Genomic DNA, 18,955 nt, shown 5'->3' on the forward strand with positions numbered 1-18,955 from the left:
GCCTCGAGCGATGCGAAGATGCGCGCCGCAAATCGGCTTGCTAAGGAATGGCATCATCAAAGCGCTCACTGCTCTCGTCCTGCTCGGCACACTCGCCCTCTCGGGCTGCGGCACCCTGATGGCCCGTGCCAGCAATCAGTACATTTCCTACGACCTCTACAAAGGCACCCAGCAGAATATCCAGCTGCTGACCATGCGTGACGCCCGCGGCTACGACGGCTACGCCACGATCTACTGCTGGATGAGCATCGTCTGCCCGCTGGTGGCGGTGGTCAGCCTGCCGGTGGATGCGGCGGTCGATACCGTGCTGCTGCCCTATGACGCCAAGGGCGTTTATTACTGAAGCCGCGACCGGTCGATGGCGGCCTGGGTGAATAGACCAGCGCTATCGCTGGCAAACCGCCCCGCTCAATCCGTCACCACAGGCTCGGCCACCACCCCACGCAACCGGCATGGCGCGCCCAGGCGGTCGAGCCGTGGCCGGCCGAACAGGTAGCCCTGGCCCCATTCGCCACCGCAGGCCGTGGCCAGGGCGCGGTCGGCTTCGCTCTCGATGCCTTCGATGATCACGCAGGGCGCCAGGGTCTTGCACAGCTGCACCAGGTGTTTCAGGGTCTGCACGCTGTTGGGTTCGCTGCGGGCGCGTTGCAGGTAACCCTGGTCGATCTTGACCATGTCGGGGCAGGTCCGGCGGATGAACTCCAGGGTGCCGAGGCCGGCGCCAAAGTCGTCCACCGCCACCCGGCAACCCAGCTCGCGCAGGCACAGGACAAACTCGATGGCCGCCTCGGTGCTCGGCGGCGTGGCGCTTTCGGTGATTTCGATCACCAGCCGCGCGGCCACTGAAGGCGCGTCGCGCAACTGCGCGAGGGTGGCGGACCAGAACGGATCGACGATCGCGCTCTGCGCCGAGATGTTGCAGCCCAGGCGCAGGTGCTCGTCCTCCAGCAGGCGCTCGATCACGCCCCCCACCACGCTGCGGTCCAGCTCGCGCATCAGCTGATGGCGTTCGAGCATGGCGAACGGGTAGACGCCATTGCCGGGCTGTTCGACATGGCGCAGCAAACCTTCCAGGTACAGCACCCGGCTGGTGTCGGGCAGCCGCACCACCGGCTGGAAGGCCAGCGCCAGTCGCCCCTGCGCCAGTTCCCGATAGAAGTCTTTGACGCTTTGCATGACAGATCCGTAGTCGAAGCGGCGACAGCGCGCCGGGTGGGCTTGGCCAGGATGCGTCGGCGCGCCCGACGTGATAATGGCTCATTGCTATTTATGATCCCCCCTGCCCGGACGGCTCGAAAGTGTTCCCGGATACCTTTCGTTTGTCCTTGGAAACACCGCACCGCCCTTTCTCGACTGTGGCCCGAGGTTTATTGCGATCATGCGCCAGCGCCAATGACATCAATTAGCCACCAGTCCAGGAAGTACTATGCACAGAATGACCGGCACCAGTTTCCGGGTGCTTGCCGATGTCCTGACCGATGCCGGAGTCAAGGTCGAGGCCTTGCTCAAGCGCCACGGCAGCAGCCATCAGGAGACCTGTGAAAACCCCATGGGCGTCAGGCTGGAGCTGGTCTACGCGTTGCTGCAAGACGCCGTGCACCTGTGCGGCAACCCGGACCTCGGCCTGCTGGCGTACACCAAGGCCCACCCGGCCAACCTGGAAGTGCTCGGCTACGCGCTGATGTCCGGCGCCACCCTGGACACCGCGCTGCAACGCCTGGTGGACTATCACTCGCTGGTCAGCAACGGCTTCTACCTGTGCCTGGAGCGCAGCCCCCAGGCCGTCACCCTGATCGGCTTCGATATCGCCCTCGAACCGGGCCTGGTGCCGCGGGCCTTCATCGATGCCGGCGCGGCGCAGACCCTGGGCCTGGTGCACTGGCTGCTGCCCGGGCACAAGCCGCAACCGCTGGCGGCGAGCTTCACCTACCCGCGACCGCCCGACACCCGCGCCCTGGAGCACCTGCTGGGCGCCAACCTGCAGTTCGAGGCGCCCTACAACAGCCTGAGCTTCAGCCCGCGCGATTGCGCCATGGCCCTGCCCAGCGCCGACCCGGCCCTGGATGTGCTGCACATGGAATACGCGCGAACCCGCCTCAAGCTGCTGCTCGACGGCTCGATGACCGCGCGGGTAAGGCGGGTGTTGTCCGAGCGCCTGGCCCAGGGCGGGCCCAGCGACCTGCGGCACATCGCGCAGTTGGTGGGGGTCAGCAGCCGCAGCCTGCAGCGACGCCTGGGCAACGAAGACATGCACTTCTCGGCGCTGCTCGACGAGGCGCGGTTGATGCTGGCCCACAGTTTCCTGCGCAACTCGGCGCGCAGCGTCAAGTACATCGGCGCCCTGCTCGGCTTTCGCGACCAGAGCAGCTTTCACAAGGCCTGCCGCCGCTGGTTCGGCATGACCCCGGGGCGTTATCGCCAGGAAGGCTGAAGACAGCAAAACGCCGGGCACAAGTCCCGGCGTTTTTTTTCAAGGTGCGGCAGCGCTTGCTCAGCGATGGCTGGCCTGCAATGGCGGCTGCGCCTGGGGCATGGCCGAGGAATGGTGGTTGAGGATCTTCCACTGGCCGTCGATGCGCTCGTAGAGGAAGGTGTAGCGCGCCTGCACCTGGCGGGTCGCACCACCGGCCTCGTGCAGGGTGAAGGTGTAGACGCCGCTGTCCATGGCCGCATCCGGGCCCAGGTGGCGGATTTCCCGGTAGTTGATCTGGCCCACCGGCTTGCCCGCGAGGAAGTGTTCGAAGTAGTCCTGGATCTGCGCCGGGGTGATGCGCACCTGGTTCGACACGGTCGGCTGGAGGATCGCGTCGGCGGCGTAAAGACTGGTTACGTTTTTTGCGCTGCCGGTTTGCAGGGCCGCGTTCCAGCGATCGAACAGGCCGGCGATCTCCCGGTCGCCCTGGTTCTGCGGCTGCTCGGCGACAGTGCGGTACACATAAGGCGTGGCGTCCAGGGCCTGGGCCAGGGGCGCGGTCAGCGCCAGTAACAGGGCGATGGCGGTGGTTGGCAGTTTCATCGGAAGGCTCCAGTGGGTTTCAATGCGCCCACTTTGCCCACCCGTTGCGGCCTCGCCATCGGCCAACCGGTGCCGGCGGCCTATGCCATTCGGCAGATAGGCCCACAGCCGGCAACCGGGTCTAATGCCTGCTCGCGAGCGCACGCCCTTCACGCTGGAGCCTGTTTTTCATGCAAAGCCCGACCCACGACCCCGGCAGCGCCCTGGCCATTCGCAGCCAGTATCGCCAGGCGCAAAGCCGCGCGGCGCGCCTGCGCCTGCTGGTGGACACTGGCCAGGAACTGACCCAGTTGCCGCCCGCGGCCATGCGCCAGCGCGCCCTGCAACGGGCCTGTGCCTTTATGGCGATGGACCACGGCCTGCTGCTGGAATGGCACGCCGCCCAGCCGCCCCAGGCCACCGCCCAGCACGGCGGCAGCGAACGCCTGGCCACCCTGCATGAGCTGGCCAAGTCTGCGACCCTGCACCCCGAATGGCTGCCGCAGACCGATGCCGCCCTGCCCCAGGTGCTGCGCATTCCCCTGCCCGGCGCCGACGGCCAGGCCTTCGGCGCGCTGCTGCTGGCCAACAGCGTGGCCCTGGCCGCGCCCGACAGCGAGGACCTGGAATCCCTGCAACTGCTGGCCACCCTGCTGGCGGCGCACCTGGAAAACCAGCGCTTGCTCCAGGCCCTGCAAGCCCGGGAGCGCACCATGTCGGAACTGGTGCACCGGCTGTTCAGCGCCCAGGAAGACGAACGCAAGCGCGTGGCCTACGACCTGCACGACGGCCTGGCGCAAACCCTGGCCGGGCTGCACCAGCGCCTGCAGGGGTTTGCCGGGCGCTGCCCGACATTGCCCGAGGAGCTGCACAACGAGCTGCAAAGCATCCTGACCCTGGCCCAGGGTTGCGTCGGCGAGGGCCGACAGTTGATCGGCGGCCTGCGCCCCAACGTGCTGGACGACTTTGGCCTGTACAAGGCCATCGACAAGGAAGCCGACCGCCTGCGCGACGCCGGTCTCGAGGTGCACTGGCGGCAACAGTCCAGCGCGCGCCTGCCGGGCGCCAGCGAGATCGCCCTGTTCCGCATCGCCCAGGAAGGCATCAACAACATCCTCAAGCATGCCCGCGCCAGCCGCGTCGAACTGAGCCTGCAACTGGCCGACGGCCAGGCCGCGCTGGCGCTGGCAGACAACGGCGTCGGCTTCGCCCTGGGCACCCCGCTGTCCAGCTGCGGCGGCCAGCATCTGGGCCTGGCGGCGATGCAGGAACGCGCCAGCCTGCTGGGCGGCGAGCTGTCCTGGCACAGCGCCCCCGGCCACGGCACCCGCCTGCTGGCCCGGGTGCCGCTGCCCGCTGCTGGAGAACAGCCATGAACCCTGCCCTGCGCCTGGTGCTGGCGGACGATCATGAAGTCACCCGCACCGGTTTTGTCGCCCTGCTGGCCGGCCACCCGGAGTTCGAGGTGGTCGGCCAGGCCCGGGATGGCCAGGAAGCCCTCGACCTGTGCGAGCGCCTGCAACCGGACATCGCCATCCTCGACATCCGCATGCCGCGGCTCAACGGCCTGGGCGCCGCGCGCCTGCTGCACCAGCGGCAACCGGCGATCAAGGTGGTGATCTTCACCATGGACGACAGCCCCGACCACCTGGAAGCGGCGATTGCCGCCGGCGCCGTCGGCTACCTGCTCAAGGATGCCAGCCGTGGCGAAGTGCTCGGCGCCCTGCAGCGGGTGGCCCAGGGCGAGGAAGCCCTCAACAGCAGCGTCAGCGCCCGGTTGCTGCGGCGCATGGCCGAACGCAACGCTGGCGGCAGCGCCCAGGTCGCAACCCTGACCACCCGCGAACGCCAGGTGCTGGGCCTGGTGGCCGGCGGTTTCAGCAACCGCGAGATCGGCGAAAAGCTCGGCATCACCACCGGCACCGCCAAGGCCCATGTGGAACGGGTGATCGGCAAGCTCGGCGCGGCGGACCGCACCCAGGCCGCGGTGCGCGGCATCGCCCTGGGGCTGGTGGCGCAGCCCGCGGGAGACTGGCCATGAGGCTGCTGGCGAGCCGGCACTGGCTCGACCTGCCCCTGCGCGGCAAGGCGCTGGTGGTGATCTCCCTGCCGCTGGTGATCCTGCTGCTGTCACTGGTGCTGATCTACATCACCGAACGCCAGACCGCCCGCGCCGAGGAAGACGTGCGCCGGGTGCTGCTGGTGCAGGGCGACATCCAGACCGTGCACACCCTGCTGGCCGAAGCGGCGGCCAGCGTGCGCGGCTACCTGCTGACCCGCCGCGAAGACTTCCTGCCCAGCTACGAACGTGCCCAGCCGCTGATCCAGGCCGCCCTGCAACGGCTGGACAGCAACATTCGCGATGCGCGCATGCGCGACCACCTCAAGGCCATCGCCCCGCTGATCGGCCACAAGCTCGACGGCCTGGTGGCCCTGCGCAACGGCCGGCCCGACGACAGTGCCAGCATCACGGCGATCCTGATCGAGAACAAACAGGTGCTCGACGTGCTGCGCGAGCAGATCAGCGCCATGCGCATCCGCGAAGACGGCTTGCTCGCCGAACGCAGCGCCGCGGCCTCGGCAACCCGTATGCGCCTGCTGCTGGCCACGCTGCTGGCGGCGCTCTGCGGTCTGTTCGGGGCGATTGTCGCGGTGCTGTTCTTGTCCAAGGGCATAGTCGCCCGGGTGCAGCAGGTGCAAGGCAACGCCCAGCGCCTGGCCCTCGGCCAACCGTTGCGCCCGCAAGCCCCGGAACAGGACGAAATCGGCCAGCTCGGCACCCGCCTGGTGGAGGCCGGGCAACTGCTGGCCGAGCGCGAGCGCGCCCTGCGCGACAACGAAGAACGCCTGCGGCTGATCATCGACGGGGTCAAGGACTACGGGATCTTCGCCCTCGACACCCAGGGCCGGGTCACCACCTGGAACGCCGGCGCCGAGCGGATCAAGGGCTACAGCGAACAGGAAATCCTCGGCCGGCACTTCTCGCTGTTCTACCTGGCGGAAGAATGCCCGGCGCACCCGGACATGGCCCTGCGCGAAGCCACCCGCGACGGCCATTACATGGAAGAGGCCTGGCGCTGCCGCAAGGACGGCAGCCGCTTCTGGGCCAGCGTGGTGATCACCGCGCAGTATGACGCCAGCGGCGCGTTGCGTGGCTTCTCCAAGATCACCCGCGACATCACCGACCGCCGCGCCGCGGAAATCGCCCTGCGCACCGCCCGCGAGGAAGCCGAAAGCGCCAGCCGCGCCAAGAGCGAATTCCTCTCGCGCATGAGCCACGAACTGCGTACCCCGCTCAATGCCATCCTCGGTTTCGCGCAACTGCTGGACATGGACTCGCCGAGCGGCCAGCGGCCCCAGGTCGGCCATATCCTGCGCGCCGGCCAGCACCTGCTGACCCTGATCAACGAGGTGCTGGACATTGCCCGCATCGAGGCCGGGCACCTGGCGCTGAATGTCGAGCCGATCGCCCTGGCCGCGGTGCTGCACGAGGCCCTGACCCTGGTCTCGCCGATGGCCACCGACGCCGGCATCCAGCTGGCCGCCCTGCCCGCGCTGAGTGAGCACAGCGGGGTGATCGCCGACCGCCAGCGGCTGATCCAGGTGCTGCTCAACCTGCTGTCCAACGCCATCAAGTACAACCGGCCCCAGGGCCAGGTGCGGATCGCGGTCAAGGTCCTGGACACCCGGGTCGAGGTGGCGGTCAGCGACACCGGCGCCGGCATTCCCCTGGAGCGCCTGGACCAGTTGTTCCGTCCCTTCGAACGCCTGGGCGCCGACCCGCGGGTGGAAGGCACCGGCCTGGGCCTGGCCCTGAGCAAGAGCCTGCTGGAAATGATGGACGGCAGCCTGCGGGTGCACAGCACGCCGGGCCAGGGCTGCTGCTTTACCTTGCAACTGCCCTTTGTCCAGGTGGCCGCGGCCGGCACGCGCCTGGCCCTGGAGCAACAGCTACCGGCGGCGGTGCTGCCGGCCCGGGCCGAGGCCGTGGCATACCGGGGCCAGGTGCTGTGCATCGAAGACAACCTGTCGAGCCTGGCGCTGATCGAAACCCTGCTGCAACGCCGCCCGGGCATTCGCCTGCTGTCGAGCATGCAGGGCCAGATGGGCCTCGACCTGGCGCGCCAGCATGCACCGCAACTGATCCTGCTGGACGTCAGCCTGCCGGACCTTGCAGGCCTGGAAGTGCTGCGCCGGCTGCGGGAATCGCCGACCACCGCCAGCACCCCGGTGCTGATGATCACCGCCGACGCCAGCGCCCTGACCCACCGCGCCCTGTTGCAGGCCGGGGCCACGGCGATCCTGACCAAGCCCATTCATATCCCGGCGTTTCTCGCCCACCTTGAGCAACATTTACCGGAGCCCGCATGAACCATGATTTGCGCATCCTGATCATCGACGACCAGCGCCCCAACCTCGAGCTGATGGAGCAGCTGCTGGCCCGCGAAGGCCTGCACAACGTGCTGAGCAGCACCCAGCCGCTACGCACCCTGGAGCTGTTCAACAGCTTCGAGCCGGACCTGGTGATCCTCGACCTGCACATGCCCGAATTCGATGGCTTCGCCGTGCTCGAACAGCTCAACCGACGGATCCCGGCCAACGATTACCTGCCGATCCTGGTGCTGACCGCCGACGCCACCCGCGACACCCGCCTGCGTGCCCTGGCCCTGGGCGCCCGCGACTTCATCAGCAAGCCGCTGGACGCCCTGGAAACCCTGCTGCGGATCTGGAACCTGCTGGAAACCCGCGCCCTGTACAAAGCCCTGCGCCAGCAGGTGCCGGCGCAGCAGATCGAGCTGCTGCGCCGGCATCGGCAGTGAGTGGGCTGACTAACGATTTGTTAGGCATCGCTACTGCCAAGGACTGCGATCAAACGGGGAGATGATAGGACGTAAATATGGATCGGGTCTGCGCAAGGAATGGGCATGAAGGGTTCAGATGCAGACGAGCGTTTTCAAGTGCCTTGACCGCTAAACCTTCCAGGCGTGCCTGCTGCCCGGCATTGCTGGCATACAAGACTTCTTCACTCAGTGCCAAAGCCTGCTGGATGGCAGCCTCAACCATTACCCTGGAAATATTTCGCTTATCGACAAGGTCACCCCTTAACAACCCATACACCTCAATCGAAGCTTCTCCTTTATCGCTCATGGCGCGAACCAGGCCTTCGCCAAAAAACTCAAGATGCAACGCTGGATCGTCGACGCAGGGGTTAAGCAACAAGGGCTCCTCTTGGCTCGGCACCTGATGGTCCGTCCACCTTAACCTCTCGTCCCTGACGGGAAAAAGGTTGCCCTTGCCCGTGACCGCTTGCTTCTGCTTGCCAATGGGCTGCTTACGCCGCCTATTGCAATCGATGCAGGACGGCAACAAGTTGTACCAGTCTGCAGCGAGCCAGTAATACCCCTTTTTGGACAGTTTATTGTTCTTGGTGATGTAGCCGGATTTGGGCCTGAAATGTTCAATATCGGTGGGTGACGAGGCAGCATAATCGACCTCGCAGTAAGCGCACTTCTTATTGAATAGGCTTCGTAGCGCGATAACGACATCGACTCTTTTATAAGCCTTGTATCTGACACCCTTGCCAAGCGCCTTGATCGCCGCCTGTGTTTCCTTGCCGCCAATGGAGTTGGGACCGTCAAGACTTGGAGGCGGTGTGACGGGCTTTGAAACTTTAATCATTGCTCGCTCTCCTCAAATCCGTCCCCCTCGGCTTTCTGGATCGACAACCTTCCCCACAACTCCTGCATCTTCTTTAATGACGCCTCTTTTTCGCCATCAGGCATACTTTCGCGTTGGTATTTCCTTGCGGCGATATATTGGTCTGCCGTTTCAAATACCAGTTGTTCCCTTGCGGTTACGCCGAATTTCCTTGATGTTCCCAAGTGTTGCTTCAGCGCTGCGAGCTTTGTTTCTTCAGCAACAGTCCGCTCAGTTTTCCCAAGCAGTTTATAGTAGTCTTCAAACGCCTGATCCATTTCCAAATCTTCGGTCGAATTAAGTCCGAAGTACTCCGAGGACAAGATTTGATCGACTCGCATATGCCGTGGCGATGGCAAATCTTCATCGGAGAAGTCAAGCATCAATACATCGCCATCGATGGTTCGTGACAAGACCCCTATCTCATTGGCATCTAGCCCTTTCAGGGTCAACGGATCATGGCTGGTGGCAATGAACTGAATACGTGGAAATACTTCACGCAGGCGCTGAACTATTTTCATCTTCCAGCGGGGATGAAGATGCGCATCTATTTCGTCAATCAGTACGATGGCTTCGGCTTGTGAAATGTCCGACCAGCCGCCTCGTCGCAAGATGCCGATAATGTCCAACGCCAGAGAAATGATCGCTCGATAACCACTGCTGATCGAAGATAACCCGCCAATATCATTGGGGCTTTCAACCAACACTTCACCTTTTTTTCTGATGATCCGTGCCCCATCGGGCCTCGGAAGCAACGAGGTCAACGCATTGGCAATATTCTCGAACTCATTGTCCTGAGCCTGGTTCAGCCAAGGGTTTCCCGCATCGAGGGTATGCCAATGATTGAAAAGATTCCTGACCTTGCTGCGCGCTCTGAAACTGCTTTCCTCGTGCAATTGCTCATCAAAGACTCGAATCGACCCATAGGCCAGGACCATGACTTTAGGCTCGGGCGGGTCGACACTGATCCTGTTGTATTTTCGATCAAGGCTCAAGGTTATGGGTCTTGAGAGACCGGTCAGATAAATAAGCACGGTTCCGATATCGGCATCGGTTTTCAGCAATGAATCGGCCGTTATACCCAGTTCATCGACACCGTTCTGTCCAATCAGAGCGGCCGCGATGACCTGCAGCAGGGTGCTTTTTCCCGTGCCGTTTTCTCCGAGAAACATAAACCAGGAGCCAACGCTGTCACTGGATGGTGCCAGGGAAGCATCAAGTTTTTTAATGGTGCGGATATTGGAGACTTCGACCCTTTCAATGTATTGAGTCCTTTGATACAGCTGAACAGGCGGTTTGGCTTCTTCAATCGAAAACGATTCGAACTCCTGGGTCTGACGATCCAGTTCGTCAGAAATTTTATTAATATCCCCGACCGAATAGCTTGAGGGCGATGTCTCGTCAAAATCCGCCCCTCCCAGAGCTCTTTGCAGTTTTTTCAAAAAGCCAGGGTCATTTTCGGATTGCAATGCGACCCAGCTATTGAACAGTTGCCGACGCATGGCGGAAAACGGATAGGTTTCACCACACTGAGCTTCAATCAATCTGAGTTGCGCCGCAGTCAGGTTTCTTTTAGTGATTGCGGAAACCAGCGAGTGCAGCTTGGACCACTCATCCTTGCGCAGTGAAACCAAGCTGGGTCTATTTAGCCCGATAACATCGATTGTAATCCTGGCCTTCCCGTCCAGCCCCGCGATACGGCCGTCTTCCAGAAAAACAAATCGATCAGTCAAATCGTCTTCAGCGGGATTCAGAAGCTGAGCATTCTCCTCGACCTCAGGGCCATTGAACTGCAAGCGACGACCATATACAGGAAACTTCTGACCTTTCAGATTGTTGCACTCGACACAGGCAGGCAAGAAGTTACTCCATTGAAAAGCGAGCCACCAATACGGGGCATCCTCGTTCGTTTCGTCGGGCTCCAGATAAGCCAGTTTGGGTCTGAAATGATCGACCACCAGATTGCTGCTGAGTTGCTCGCAGTAAACGCACTTGTTAACGCCTTGCTGTAACCACTTTTCTTCGGCCGCATGCACAAAAAGAGCAGTAAACCGTTGAATATCAGGCCTCGAGACGAACCCGCCTTTTGTCGATCTCGAAAAATATGCTGTCGCATCTTTATATGTCTTATGAGCTTCACGGGTCGAAAAGAAGGCCGGTTCAGACCCCACGTTATATCTGATCATGCTCCCTCCGGTGATCATCCGACTCATGACGAGACTGGCATCGGAAAACAGTGAAAAGACACGCTCCGCTACACAAAGCTCCCGGCCACCTAATCACGTTTTTGTTCTTACAATTGGTGCTGGTCAAGCTTGGCAGAGTCGAAAACATGATCAATCAGTGCGCTATCAATCCGCAGCAGGTTTTCAGGTGCATATTTCAGCTGGTCGCCCCGCGGCTGCCCGGTGGTCAACGGCCCTTGCAAGCGCGTCATCACGGATTCATGCACCCAGACTTTCTGTCCGGGCTCAGGCTCGGGAATCACCCGCGCTCTGGGTTTACCGAATGGCGGCATCGAACCGAACTTGAGGGTTCGGGTGTGCGTCTTGCTGTCCCACCTCAAGCGCGGCGTCCACTCAGCAATCATCCACAGCCGGGACAGCGATTGGTGGGCTTGTGCCAGAGGATCCGGCACCGGACAGGCCGATGGATACAGTTCACCACGGCACGCCGCGACGTCAATGTTCAACCCGGCCTCCAGGCTCTCGCCGATCATCCAGCGCAAGGCAATCAGGGCCAGCTGAGATTCTTCCAACGGATAGCCACCACCGACATCACAATGCACGCCGGCAAACCACACCTGTTTCAGGTCGTCGGCCTTGGTGACACTCCACAGGTTCTGGCGGAAAAAACAGCGTCGCTCGTCAATGGACACGCCATGACGGACAGTGCGCACGCCAGGATTGTTGGCAGTGTAGGGAACGACTAGCGGATCATAGACCCAGCCCACCGAGCTCACGGTGTCGAACAACCCCAGAAAGTGCACATCGACATCCTGGGAGAAGGTCTTCTTGAACTGCGTCATCAAGGGAAAGTTCGGCCGTTTGCGCGCGGTCAGACGCCACCAGATATAGCTCCCTGCCCGACTGAGAGACGGGTCGGGCGCACCTTTCTCGGAGCGGGTTCGGGTGGTCAGCAATGACCAGGCGAAATCCAGCTGTTGAACCTGACGGGGCGGAAGCAGCCCGAGCGTCTGGATCATGGCCGCCAGGACCCGAGCGGCATAGGAGCCTCGAGAGAAGCCGTAGATAAATATCTGATCGCCTTTCTGATAGTTCTCCATCAGAAAACGGTAGGCGTTGAGCACGTTACGCTTGATTCCCCAGCCAAACGCCAACCCGGCGATTCGCGACGGTACCTTCTGCCATTCGAACAGGGTTTCGCTGAGCCCGAACGTACCCACGCCCTGATCGTAATAGGTCAGAACCGTATCGCTGTTCTTGGGCAAGGACCGAAACACCCGGAGGACATTGGTAGGTTTGTCACAGAAACGGTTGTTCGTTCCATCGATACAGACAATCAGTTGGCGCGCCATGATCTGTGTGCTCTCCGCAACCTTGTTGCCCGAATGGCAGTCAAGTGGGGTTCCCGCGCTGCCAATCGGCCAAGCGAGGACCTGTGTGGCCCCACATCCGTGTCATGCCAACCTGCGGTAAATCGTGGAGGACTATTCAAGGCATAGCAGTATTAATGGCGCCTGGCCATAAAGCCCTCAGCAATACCCTCCTCAATCAGGAGGATCGCTCAACGACAGCTCGGCGCTAGAACCTGCCGCCCAATGGATACTCGATCGCCAGCCGCAGCTGGTCGGCATCCAGCTCGGCCTGGGCTTTATTGCCGCGGTGCACGGCGTGGCGCAGGGTGACGGCGAGGTTTTTCGCCGGGCCGGACTGCACCACGTACTTGGCCTGCAGGTCACGTTCCCAGTGCTTGCCGCCTTCGCCGTAGCCCAGCCAGGCGTAGCCGCCGCGCGGGTCCATATGGCTGCCGTCGATGCCGCTGCCGCGCACGTACAGGGCGCTGAAGGTCAGGCCGGGCACGCTGTAGCCGGCCATGTTGAGGTCGTAGCGGGCCTGCCAGGAGGCTTCCTCAGGGGCGTTGAAGTCCGACAGGGCCACGGCGTTGCTCAGCAGGATCGCGCCGCGGGTGACGTAGTCGTAAGGCGTGTCGCCGTCGACCTTCTGGTAGCCCAGGCCAAAACTGTGGGCGCCGCTCTTGTAGGTCGACATCAGGCTCCAGGTGGTGTTGTCGATGCGCCCGGACAGGGCCTTGCCGGTGTCCTGGGTGCGGTACAGGTTGAAGTCGAACGTCAGGTCCTGGCCCTGGCTCAAAGGAAGGTTGTAGAGCGCGCCGAGGTACTGCTGGCGCCAGGTGTCTTCGTACAGGGCGCTGAACAGGCTGGCGTTGAGGCCCTTGATTGCCGTATTGCGCACACCGACCAGGTCGAAGCTGTCGCCCTGCTGGCCATTGGAATAATTGACCACGAACCCCTGGTCGTGGCTGGTGGCGTTGCGGTCGGTGCTTTCGTTGAAGTGGCCGCCGTACAGGGTGGTGTCGCTCAGCTCGCGGCTGGTGAGGAACCAGCCGGTGGCGGTCTCGGGCAGCAGGCGGCTGTCGGAGGAACCGAACACCGGGGTCTTGACCCGCTGCTCGCCGTAGCGCAGTTCGGTGGAAGAAAAACGCAGCTTGGCCACCGCGCCGCCGCGGCTGAACTCGTCCTTGGGATGGCCGTCGTTGTCCACCCCCAGCAACCGCGCCTTGCCGGCCCGGCCACCGCCGCTGTCGAGTTTCCAGCCGGAATACACATGGGCGTCCAGGCCGAAGCCGAGCGTGCCCTGGGTGAAACCGGAGCTGTAGTCGGCCATCAGGCCGTAGGCCCACTCCTCGGCCAGGTCGCTGCGTTCGGCGCGGGGCTTGTAGGCGTTGCGCGCGCCGTTGCTCAAGGAGCCGTGACGATAGTCGCGACGGTCGTAGAGGCTGCGGTTGAACAGGCTCCACTGGCTGTCTTCGATAAAGCCCTTGGCATTGTCCTGCTCCGCGGCCAGCGCGAGCAGGCTCTGGCCTCCCCAATGCCAAAAAAATGCCAACAACAGGGTGTGTCGGGTCAAGGTCTTCACTGTGGAACTCCCGAAAATCGATAAATGGCGGGCGATAAGAGGCAGTGCGCCGCTATACGGGCGCACCACCGGGATCCCACTCAGAGGTATTTGAGGATCGCGATATCGCGGCGACGCTGCTTGAGGCCGGCGAACCAGCGCGTCGGGAAGAACAGCAGCACACCGAGGACCAGGCTCCACAGCCAGACGCCGGACAGGTTGTCGAAGCCGTAGTAAGTGCCCTGGTTGGCGCCCCAGATGGCCACGGCCACCAGGTACATGGCCTTGAGCACGTACAGGTGCAGCAGGTAGAAGAACATCGGCGCGCCGCCGTAGATCGCCAGTTGCGCGGTCGACCAGCGCGCCTGGACCTTCTCGAAGTACGCCAGGAGGATCAGCCCCAGGCCCAGGGTCGGCATCAGGAACATCAGCGACGGCGGGTACTTCTTGGCGCTCATGAAGCTCATGAAGGTGCGCAGCGCATCGCCGGTCTGCACCCAGGGCTTCTCGCCGTAGACGTTCAGGTAGCGGATGAACACGAAGGCCACCAGCAGGCCGACACCGACCTTGAGCAGCCGCGAAATCCGCGCCGCCGGCTGCACGTCCTTGCCGAACCACGGGCCGATGGCCCAGCCCAGCAGGATCACGCCGATCCATGGCAACACCGGGTAGGTGGTGCGGGCGCGGGTGAACTCGGTGATGTCGATGAACACCCGCTGGTGCAGGATCGACCAGGGCACGAAGAACGGTGACTCGGGGCCCACCACCACATCATCCAGCAGGTTGTGCCCGGCGACGATGGCCACCCCCAGCACGATCAGCCAGCTGCGTTTGAAGTGCAGCAGGCCGGCCAGCACGATCATGCAGATGCCGATGCACCAGATCACCTGCAGCCACAGGGTCTTGGGCGGGAACTCGGCGTTCCAGGCAAAACACACGAAGGTCAGTTCGAGGAACACCAGGAACAGGCCGCGCTTGAGCAGGAACACCGAGGTTTCCCCGAGGCTGTGTTTCTGGCTGTAGAGCCAGGCCGACAGGCCGGTGAGGAAAATGAACACCGGCGCGCAGATCTCGCTGAGCATGCGGGTGAAGTACAGGTCCGGGGTCACGCTCAGGGCGTCGATCGGGTCGGTGACCTGGCGATGCAGGAGGAAGGTCTCGCGCACGTGGTCCACCAGCATGCACAGCATGACGAAGCCACGCAGGGCGTCGATCGCCAGCATCCGTGTGTTGGCCTTGGCCACGCTGCCCGCCAGCGCAGGGGACGCAACGCCCGCCTGCCCTGCCAATCCAGTAGAAAGAGTCATATCAGTCACTCATGTTGAAGGTCGTTGAACCTGGGCAAAACCCTGTCGCCGACTCGGCACAGGGGGTCGGGACACGGGGTCAGGATTGCTTTTTCAAGCGCGTGACTTCCGAGGCCGGCAGCGTTGAAGGCGCCCGTGGCAACGGCGGCTTGCCCTGTGGCTGGTGGAACGACAACGTGGAACTGAAGCTCTTGAGGTCGTAGGCCTCGGCCTGGTTGTCCGGGCCCTGGCGGGTGCCCGGGGTGCGGTCCTTGTATTCGGCGGCCACCACGTAGGTGCCCTGCCACGGCAGCGCGAAGCTGACCTTGCCGTCCTTGTCGCTGGTCTGGGTGAAGACTTCGCCCGAGCCGGTTTCCAGGATCACGGCCTGGGCGGCCAGCGGCTTGAGCCCATAGAACACCTGGAACTGCGCCTGGCCCGCGGCGGCCACGCCGGTGGGAACGATGTCCAGCGCCAGTTCCGGCTGGCGCGCGCGCAGGTCGCCGACCCAGCGGGTGGCGGGCGTCCAGTAGGTCTTGAGGGTCTTGCCGCCTTCGTGCAGGTCGAAGATCGGATACTGCGTGTCCTGCGCCAGCAGGCTTTCGTCGGCCTTGGGCTGATGGCCGACGCTGAACGACTGGCGTTGCAGGCTCAGCCCCAGGGCAGGATTCGCCGCCGACCAGCCCTTGAGCTGGCGAAAGCGGTCGAGGCCGCCGGGGGTCACTTCCAGCATGTTCTTGTCGTACTCGCCGTAATACAGCGTCAGGGGCTGCCCCGGCGTGTGCTCGTACCAGATCTGGTGGGCCTGGGTACCGCCGGCCAGCATCAGCGCGCCCAGCCCTATCAATGTGTTTGCCGTGCTCTTGTGCATCGTGTTGCGCTCCTTTGTGCTCTCATTCAACGAATCGCCGCCCCCGCTCTGATGGCGTTGAACTTCCCGGGGAGACGATGCGCACCTACCACTGGCTGGCATTACAGCGCAGGCCGTTCTGTGCTTTGTTCCGATTTGCCGCGGCACACGCCCGTCGCCTGCTGTTTTCTCGGGACAAACAGCGATTTATGCGGTGTGCGCCAGGCTGAAGCATCCAGGGGTCAGCGGTGCGTGGATTGTCCGATCGGGGTGCACGCGGGGCTTTCATGCCCGGTATTGCTTCCTTGCGCGCCACCCGCTGTCACTCACGGGCCCGGCAAAAGGCCGGCCCAGACGCAAGCGCGCCCGGTCAGGGGCGCGCGTGAGGGTGATTGATCAGGCGACAAAATGTTATCAGATAACATTTCGTTTTGAGAGAAGAACGCGTCAGTGGCGCAACAATTTACGCAGGGGCACGCCGTCCTTGAGGACCGGCGACTTGATGACGATGTAGCTGAAGTACTTGGAGATGCCGATGTTCTTGTCCAGCAGGCTTTCCACCACCTCCTGGTAATGCTGGATGCTGCGGGTCATGAACCGCACCAGATAGTCGTAGCCGCCGCTGATCAGGTGACACTCGAGCACCTCGTCCACCAGGCGGATATTCGACTCGAACTTGGCGAAGTCTTCGCGCTTGTGGTCGCTCAGGGTGATCTCGGTGAACACCATGACCGAGTCGGTGATCTTGGCCAGGTTCAGGTGCGCCTTGTAGCTGGAAATGTAGCCGGCCGACTCCAGGCGCTTGACCCGCTGCAGACACGGACTGGCCGACAACCCCACGGCGTCGGCGAGGCTGACATTGGTCATGCGTCCGTCTTTTTGCAGCTCAACCAAGATGTTGATATCAATACGGTCCAGTTTGACTAAACCTTCCATCGTTTACCTCTTGATTGCTGTGGGATGCAATCGACAAGCAAGATCAGCGCCGTAACGACGCCTGATGCTGGGCCACCAGGTCGGCCATGCTGTTGATACAGTAGTCGGCGGCGCAGGGTTGCGGATTGCGGCTGCCGGCGCGGCAAATCAGGCACAGGCCCGCCGTCGCTTGCGTCGCGGTGGCCGGCGGCCGGGTCACCTGGAGAATGTCCTCGGCGCGCAGGTCGTTGTCCGCCAGCCACTGGCGATCCTGCAACGGCTGGCTGGCCAGGGAGATGAAGTCGTCCTGGGCGATCCCCAGCCGCTCGCACAACAACGCGCGGTCCTCGGCATCGCGATCGCCCAGCACCAGCAGGCGATAGAACTTGCGCAGGTACAGCATCGCCCCCGGCGCATCCTCGAACAGCGACCAGCCCGCCACCGAACGGGCGAAGCTCATGCCCTCCTCCCAGGACGCCTTCAGGCCCCAGCGCTCGGCCAGCTGGCGATGGGCGAAACACAGCAGACCGCTGAACCCCAGCTCGGCGAAACGCGGGTACAGGCCCCGCACCGTTTCGGCGAATTCGCCCAGCACCTGTTCCTTGTCCGCCTGCCCGCGGCGACTGTCGAGCAAGGGCTGCAAGGCGGCCCAGACCCCCGAGTCGCGGTCCACCAGGACCGCGTCGCAGTCGATCAGCAACGCACGATAATCAGTCAGCCCCATGGCGTGTACAGCCTCCTATGATGCGTTCCATCGATCCATGCTCCAAAAATGCCCACCGGTGGCGCCCGGCAGCCCGGCGCCGACCGGGGCATCAGCTCAGTTCAAGACTCGTGCCAGCGCGGCGTCGAGAATCGCCAGGGCTTCGTCGATCTGCTCGGGGGTTGTTACCAGCGGTGCCAGGAAGCGCAGGACGTTACGGTGGACCCCGCACTTGATCACCAGCAACCCGCCCAGGCGCGCCTGGTCGATCAGGCGCTGCGTCAGCTCGGCATCCGGGCTGCGCGCCGCGTCGTCCTTGACCAGTTCCAGCGCCAGCATGAAGCCGCTGCCACGCACATCGCCGATGCACGGGTACAGCCGCTGCAGGCGCAGCAACCCTTCGCGCAGACGCAAGCCCAGCGCCACGCCGCGGGCCAGCAACTGTTCCTCTTCGTAGGCATCCAGCACCGCCAGCGCCGCGGCGCAGGCCAGGGCGTTGCCGCCGTAGGTGCCGCCAAGACCGCCGGGCAGCGGCGCGTCCATGATCTGCGCCTTGCCCACCACGCCGGACAGCGGCAAGCCGCCGGCCAGGCTCTTGGCCACGGTGACCAGGTCCGGCTGGATGCCGGCGTGCTGGAAGCCGAACCAACTGCCGGTGCGACCGAAGCCCGTCTGGATTTCATCGAGGATCAACACGATACCGTGTTGCGTGGCCAGAGCGCGCAAGGCCTGGAGGAACTCCACCGAAGCGGCGAGGAAACCGCCGTCGCCCTGCACCGGCTCGATGATGATCGCCGCCACGCGCTCGGGCGCGACCTGGGTGGCGAACAGCTCCTGCAACGCCTGCAGGGCCATCTCGCTGCTGACCCCACGATAGGCGTTCGGGTACGGCGTATGGAACACCTCGGGGGCAGTGCCGAAGTTCTGTTTGTACGGCTGGCTCATGCCGGTCAGCGTGCTGCCGAGCAAGGTGCGGCCATGGAAACCACCACGAAAGGCGATCACCGCCGGACGCTGGGTATGGGCGCGGGCGATCTTCACCGCGTTCTCCACGGCCTCGGCGCCAGAGGTGAAGAACGCCGCCTTGTAGGGCTCGGCGCCGCCGATCATCTGGCTCAGGCGCCGGGCCAGGTCCAGGTAGGGTTTGTAGGCCACCACCTGGAAGCAGGCGTGGGAGACTTTCTGCAACTGCGCCTGCACCGCCGCCACCACCCTGGGGTGGTTGTGGCCGATGTTCAACACGCCGATGCCGCCAACGAAATCCAGATAGCGCTCGCCGTCCACGTCCCACACCTGGGAGCCCTCGGCGCGGTCGATGACCAGCGGATGGGCAGTGACCACGCCCCGCGGCACGAACCGATCGCGCTGCTGGAGCCAATGAGGTGTTTCGTCGACCTTGCTATTCATGGC

General features: G+C 63.4%; 17 protein-coding genes. 6 read left to right on the top strand and 11 right to left on the bottom strand.

Annotated elements, in window-relative coordinates; genetic code table 11:
• The first annotated feature begins 37 nt into the window (after window positions 1-37).
• Entirely contained in the window at window positions 38-343 is a 306-nt protein-coding gene (locus CXQ81_RS18160) for a YceK/YidQ family lipoprotein (protein WP_009044003.1), read from the top strand.
• A gap of 65 nt (window positions 344-408) precedes the next feature.
• On the opposite strand, the gene CXQ81_RS18165 is transcribed toward CXQ81_RS18160, so the two are convergent.
• Window positions 409-1,176, bottom strand: coding sequence for an EAL domain-containing protein (locus tag CXQ81_RS18165; protein ID WP_101338069.1), 768 nt, complete (start codon window positions 1,174-1,176; stop codon window positions 409-411).
• 250 nt (window positions 1,177-1,426) lie between these two features.
• On the opposite strand from CXQ81_RS18165, the gene CXQ81_RS18170 reads away from it, so the two are divergent.
• Window positions 1,427-2,431: an AraC family transcriptional regulator gene (locus CXQ81_RS18170; RefSeq protein ID WP_101338070.1), complete on the top strand. Its 1,005-nt coding sequence runs from the start codon at window positions 1,427-1,429 to the stop codon at window positions 2,429-2,431.
• 60 nt (window positions 2,432-2,491) lie between these two features.
• Here the strand turns inward: CXQ81_RS18170 and CXQ81_RS18175 are convergent, their stop codons facing one another.
• The gene (locus CXQ81_RS18175; protein WP_101338071.1) at window positions 2,492-3,016 is read right to left on the bottom strand and encodes an SgcJ/EcaC family oxidoreductase; all 525 of its coding nucleotides are present in this window, start codon (window positions 3,014-3,016) and stop codon (window positions 2,492-2,494) included.
• A 170-nt stretch (window positions 3,017-3,186) separates the two neighbouring features.
• Between CXQ81_RS18175 and CXQ81_RS18180 the strand changes: the two genes are divergently transcribed.
• From CXQ81_RS18180 to CXQ81_RS18195, 4 genes are read left to right on the top strand one after another with little or no spacing between them, the layout of a single operon-like run.
• The gene (locus tag CXQ81_RS18180; RefSeq protein WP_101338072.1) at window positions 3,187-4,371 is read left to right on the top strand and encodes a sensor histidine kinase; all 1,185 of its coding nucleotides are present in this window, start codon (window positions 3,187-3,189) and stop codon (window positions 4,369-4,371) included.
• Window positions 4,368-5,036, top strand: coding sequence for a response regulator transcription factor (locus tag CXQ81_RS18185; protein WP_101338073.1), 669 nt, complete (start codon window positions 4,368-4,370; stop codon window positions 5,034-5,036). The genes CXQ81_RS18180 and CXQ81_RS18185 overlap by 4 nt, the downstream gene beginning before the upstream one ends.
• Window positions 5,033-7,366 (top strand): ATP-binding protein, encoded by a 2,334-nt coding sequence (locus CXQ81_RS18190; protein WP_101338074.1) that lies wholly within the window; start codon window positions 5,033-5,035, stop codon window positions 7,364-7,366. Before CXQ81_RS18185 ends, CXQ81_RS18190 begins: the two co-directional genes overlap by 4 nt.
• Window positions 7,363-7,815: a response regulator gene (locus tag CXQ81_RS18195; protein WP_007929028.1), complete on the top strand. Its 453-nt coding sequence runs from the start codon at window positions 7,363-7,365 to the stop codon at window positions 7,813-7,815. Before CXQ81_RS18190 ends, CXQ81_RS18195 begins: the two co-directional genes overlap by 4 nt.
• 49 nt (window positions 7,816-7,864) lie before the next feature.
• Here CXQ81_RS18195 and CXQ81_RS18200 read toward each other — a convergent pair whose 3' ends face one another.
• The 9 genes from CXQ81_RS18200 to gabT form a co-directional block, all read right to left on the bottom strand.
• A complete protein-coding gene (locus tag CXQ81_RS18200; RefSeq protein ID WP_101338075.1) occupies window positions 7,865-8,674 on the bottom strand; it encodes a hypothetical protein in 810 nt (269 codons plus the stop codon).
• The gene (locus CXQ81_RS18205; protein WP_157832257.1) at window positions 8,671-10,878 is read right to left on the bottom strand and encodes an AAA family ATPase; all 2,208 of its coding nucleotides are present in this window, start codon (window positions 10,876-10,878) and stop codon (window positions 8,671-8,673) included. Before CXQ81_RS18205 ends, CXQ81_RS18200 begins: the two co-directional genes overlap by 4 nt.
• Before the next feature lie 107 nt (window positions 10,879-10,985).
• Entirely contained in the window at window positions 10,986-12,230 is a 1,245-nt protein-coding gene (locus CXQ81_RS18210) for a DUF2235 domain-containing protein (RefSeq protein ID WP_101338077.1), read from the bottom strand.
• Window positions 12,231-12,456: 226 nt separating this feature from the next.
• Entirely contained in the window at window positions 12,457-13,812 is a 1,356-nt protein-coding gene (locus tag CXQ81_RS18215) for an OprD family porin (RefSeq protein WP_101338078.1), read from the bottom strand.
• Between the two features lie 80 nt (window positions 13,813-13,892).
• Complete coding sequence (locus CXQ81_RS18220; protein WP_101338079.1) at window positions 13,893-15,098, bottom strand: DUF1624 domain-containing protein; 1,206 nt, start codon at window positions 15,096-15,098, stop codon at window positions 13,893-13,895.
• A 79-nt stretch (window positions 15,099-15,177) separates the two neighbouring features.
• Window positions 15,178-15,948, bottom strand: a complete 771-nt coding sequence (locus CXQ81_RS18225) for a DUF4198 domain-containing protein (protein ID WP_101338080.1) — start codon at window positions 15,946-15,948, stop codon at window positions 15,178-15,180.
• Between the two features lie 426 nt (window positions 15,949-16,374).
• Window positions 16,375-16,863 carry an Lrp/AsnC family transcriptional regulator gene (locus tag CXQ81_RS18230; protein WP_009044015.1) on the bottom strand — a complete coding sequence of 163 codons (489 nt, stop codon included), beginning with the start codon at window positions 16,861-16,863 and terminating at the stop codon, window positions 16,375-16,377.
• A 43-nt stretch (window positions 16,864-16,906) separates the two neighbouring features.
• Window positions 16,907-17,566, bottom strand: a complete 660-nt coding sequence (locus CXQ81_RS18235; protein WP_101338081.1) for a 2-haloalkanoic acid dehalogenase — start codon at window positions 17,564-17,566, stop codon at window positions 16,907-16,909.
• A 96-nt stretch (window positions 17,567-17,662) separates the two neighbouring features.
• Complete coding sequence (gene gabT, locus CXQ81_RS18240) at window positions 17,663-18,952, bottom strand: 4-aminobutyrate--2-oxoglutarate transaminase (RefSeq protein ID WP_101338082.1); 1,290 nt, start codon at window positions 18,950-18,952, stop codon at window positions 17,663-17,665.
• Between the last annotated feature and the right edge of the window lie 3 nt (window positions 18,953-18,955).

The sequence above is a fragment of the Pseudomonas sp. 09C 129 genome, from assembly GCF_002843625.1.
GTDB lineage: Bacteria > Pseudomonadota > Gammaproteobacteria > Pseudomonadales > Pseudomonadaceae > Aquipseudomonas > Aquipseudomonas chlororaphis.

Excerpts from the sequence above, each read along its gene's own strand:
- CXQ81_RS18185 (WP_101338073.1), top strand. The coding sequence starts at position 4,368 with ATGAACCCTGCCCTGCGCCTGGTGCTGGCGGACGATCATGAAGTCACC.
- CXQ81_RS18195 (WP_007929028.1), top strand. The coding sequence starts at position 7,363 with ATGAACCATGATTTGCGCATCCTGATCATCGACGACCAGCGCCCCAAC.
- CXQ81_RS18230 (WP_009044015.1), bottom strand. The coding sequence starts at position 16,863 with ATGGAAGGTTTAGTCAAACTGGACCGTATTGATATCAACATCTTGGTT.
- CXQ81_RS18165 (WP_101338069.1), bottom strand. The coding sequence starts at position 1,176 with ATGCAAAGCGTCAAAGACTTCTATCGGGAACTGGCGCAGGGGCGACTG.
- CXQ81_RS18170 (WP_101338070.1), top strand. The coding sequence starts at position 1,427 with ATGCACAGAATGACCGGCACCAGTTTCCGGGTGCTTGCCGATGTCCTG.
- CXQ81_RS18235 (WP_101338081.1), bottom strand. The coding sequence starts at position 17,566 with ATGGGGCTGACTGATTATCGTGCGTTGCTGATCGACTGCGACGCGGTC.
- CXQ81_RS18210 (WP_101338077.1), bottom strand. The coding sequence starts at position 12,230 with ATGGCGCGCCAACTGATTGTCTGTATCGATGGAACGAACAACCGTTTC.
- CXQ81_RS18200 (WP_101338075.1), bottom strand. The coding sequence starts at position 8,674 with ATGATTAAAGTTTCAAAGCCCGTCACACCGCCTCCAAGTCTTGACGGT.
- gabT (WP_101338082.1), bottom strand. The coding sequence starts at position 18,952 with ATGAATAGCAAGGTCGACGAAACACCTCATTGGCTCCAGCAGCGCGAT.
- CXQ81_RS18220 (WP_101338079.1), bottom strand. The coding sequence starts at position 15,098 with ATGACTCTTTCTACTGGATTGGCAGGGCAGGCGGGCGTTGCGTCCCCT.
- CXQ81_RS18180 (WP_101338072.1), top strand. The coding sequence starts at position 3,187 with ATGCAAAGCCCGACCCACGACCCCGGCAGCGCCCTGGCCATTCGCAGC.
- CXQ81_RS18175 (WP_101338071.1), bottom strand. The coding sequence starts at position 3,016 with ATGAAACTGCCAACCACCGCCATCGCCCTGTTACTGGCGCTGACCGCG.
- CXQ81_RS18190 (WP_101338074.1), top strand. The coding sequence starts at position 5,033 with ATGAGGCTGCTGGCGAGCCGGCACTGGCTCGACCTGCCCCTGCGCGGC.
- CXQ81_RS18205 (WP_157832257.1), bottom strand. The coding sequence starts at position 10,878 with ATGATCAGATATAACGTGGGGTCTGAACCGGCCTTCTTTTCGACCCGT.
- CXQ81_RS18225 (WP_101338080.1), bottom strand. The coding sequence starts at position 15,948 with ATGCACAAGAGCACGGCAAACACATTGATAGGGCTGGGCGCGCTGATG.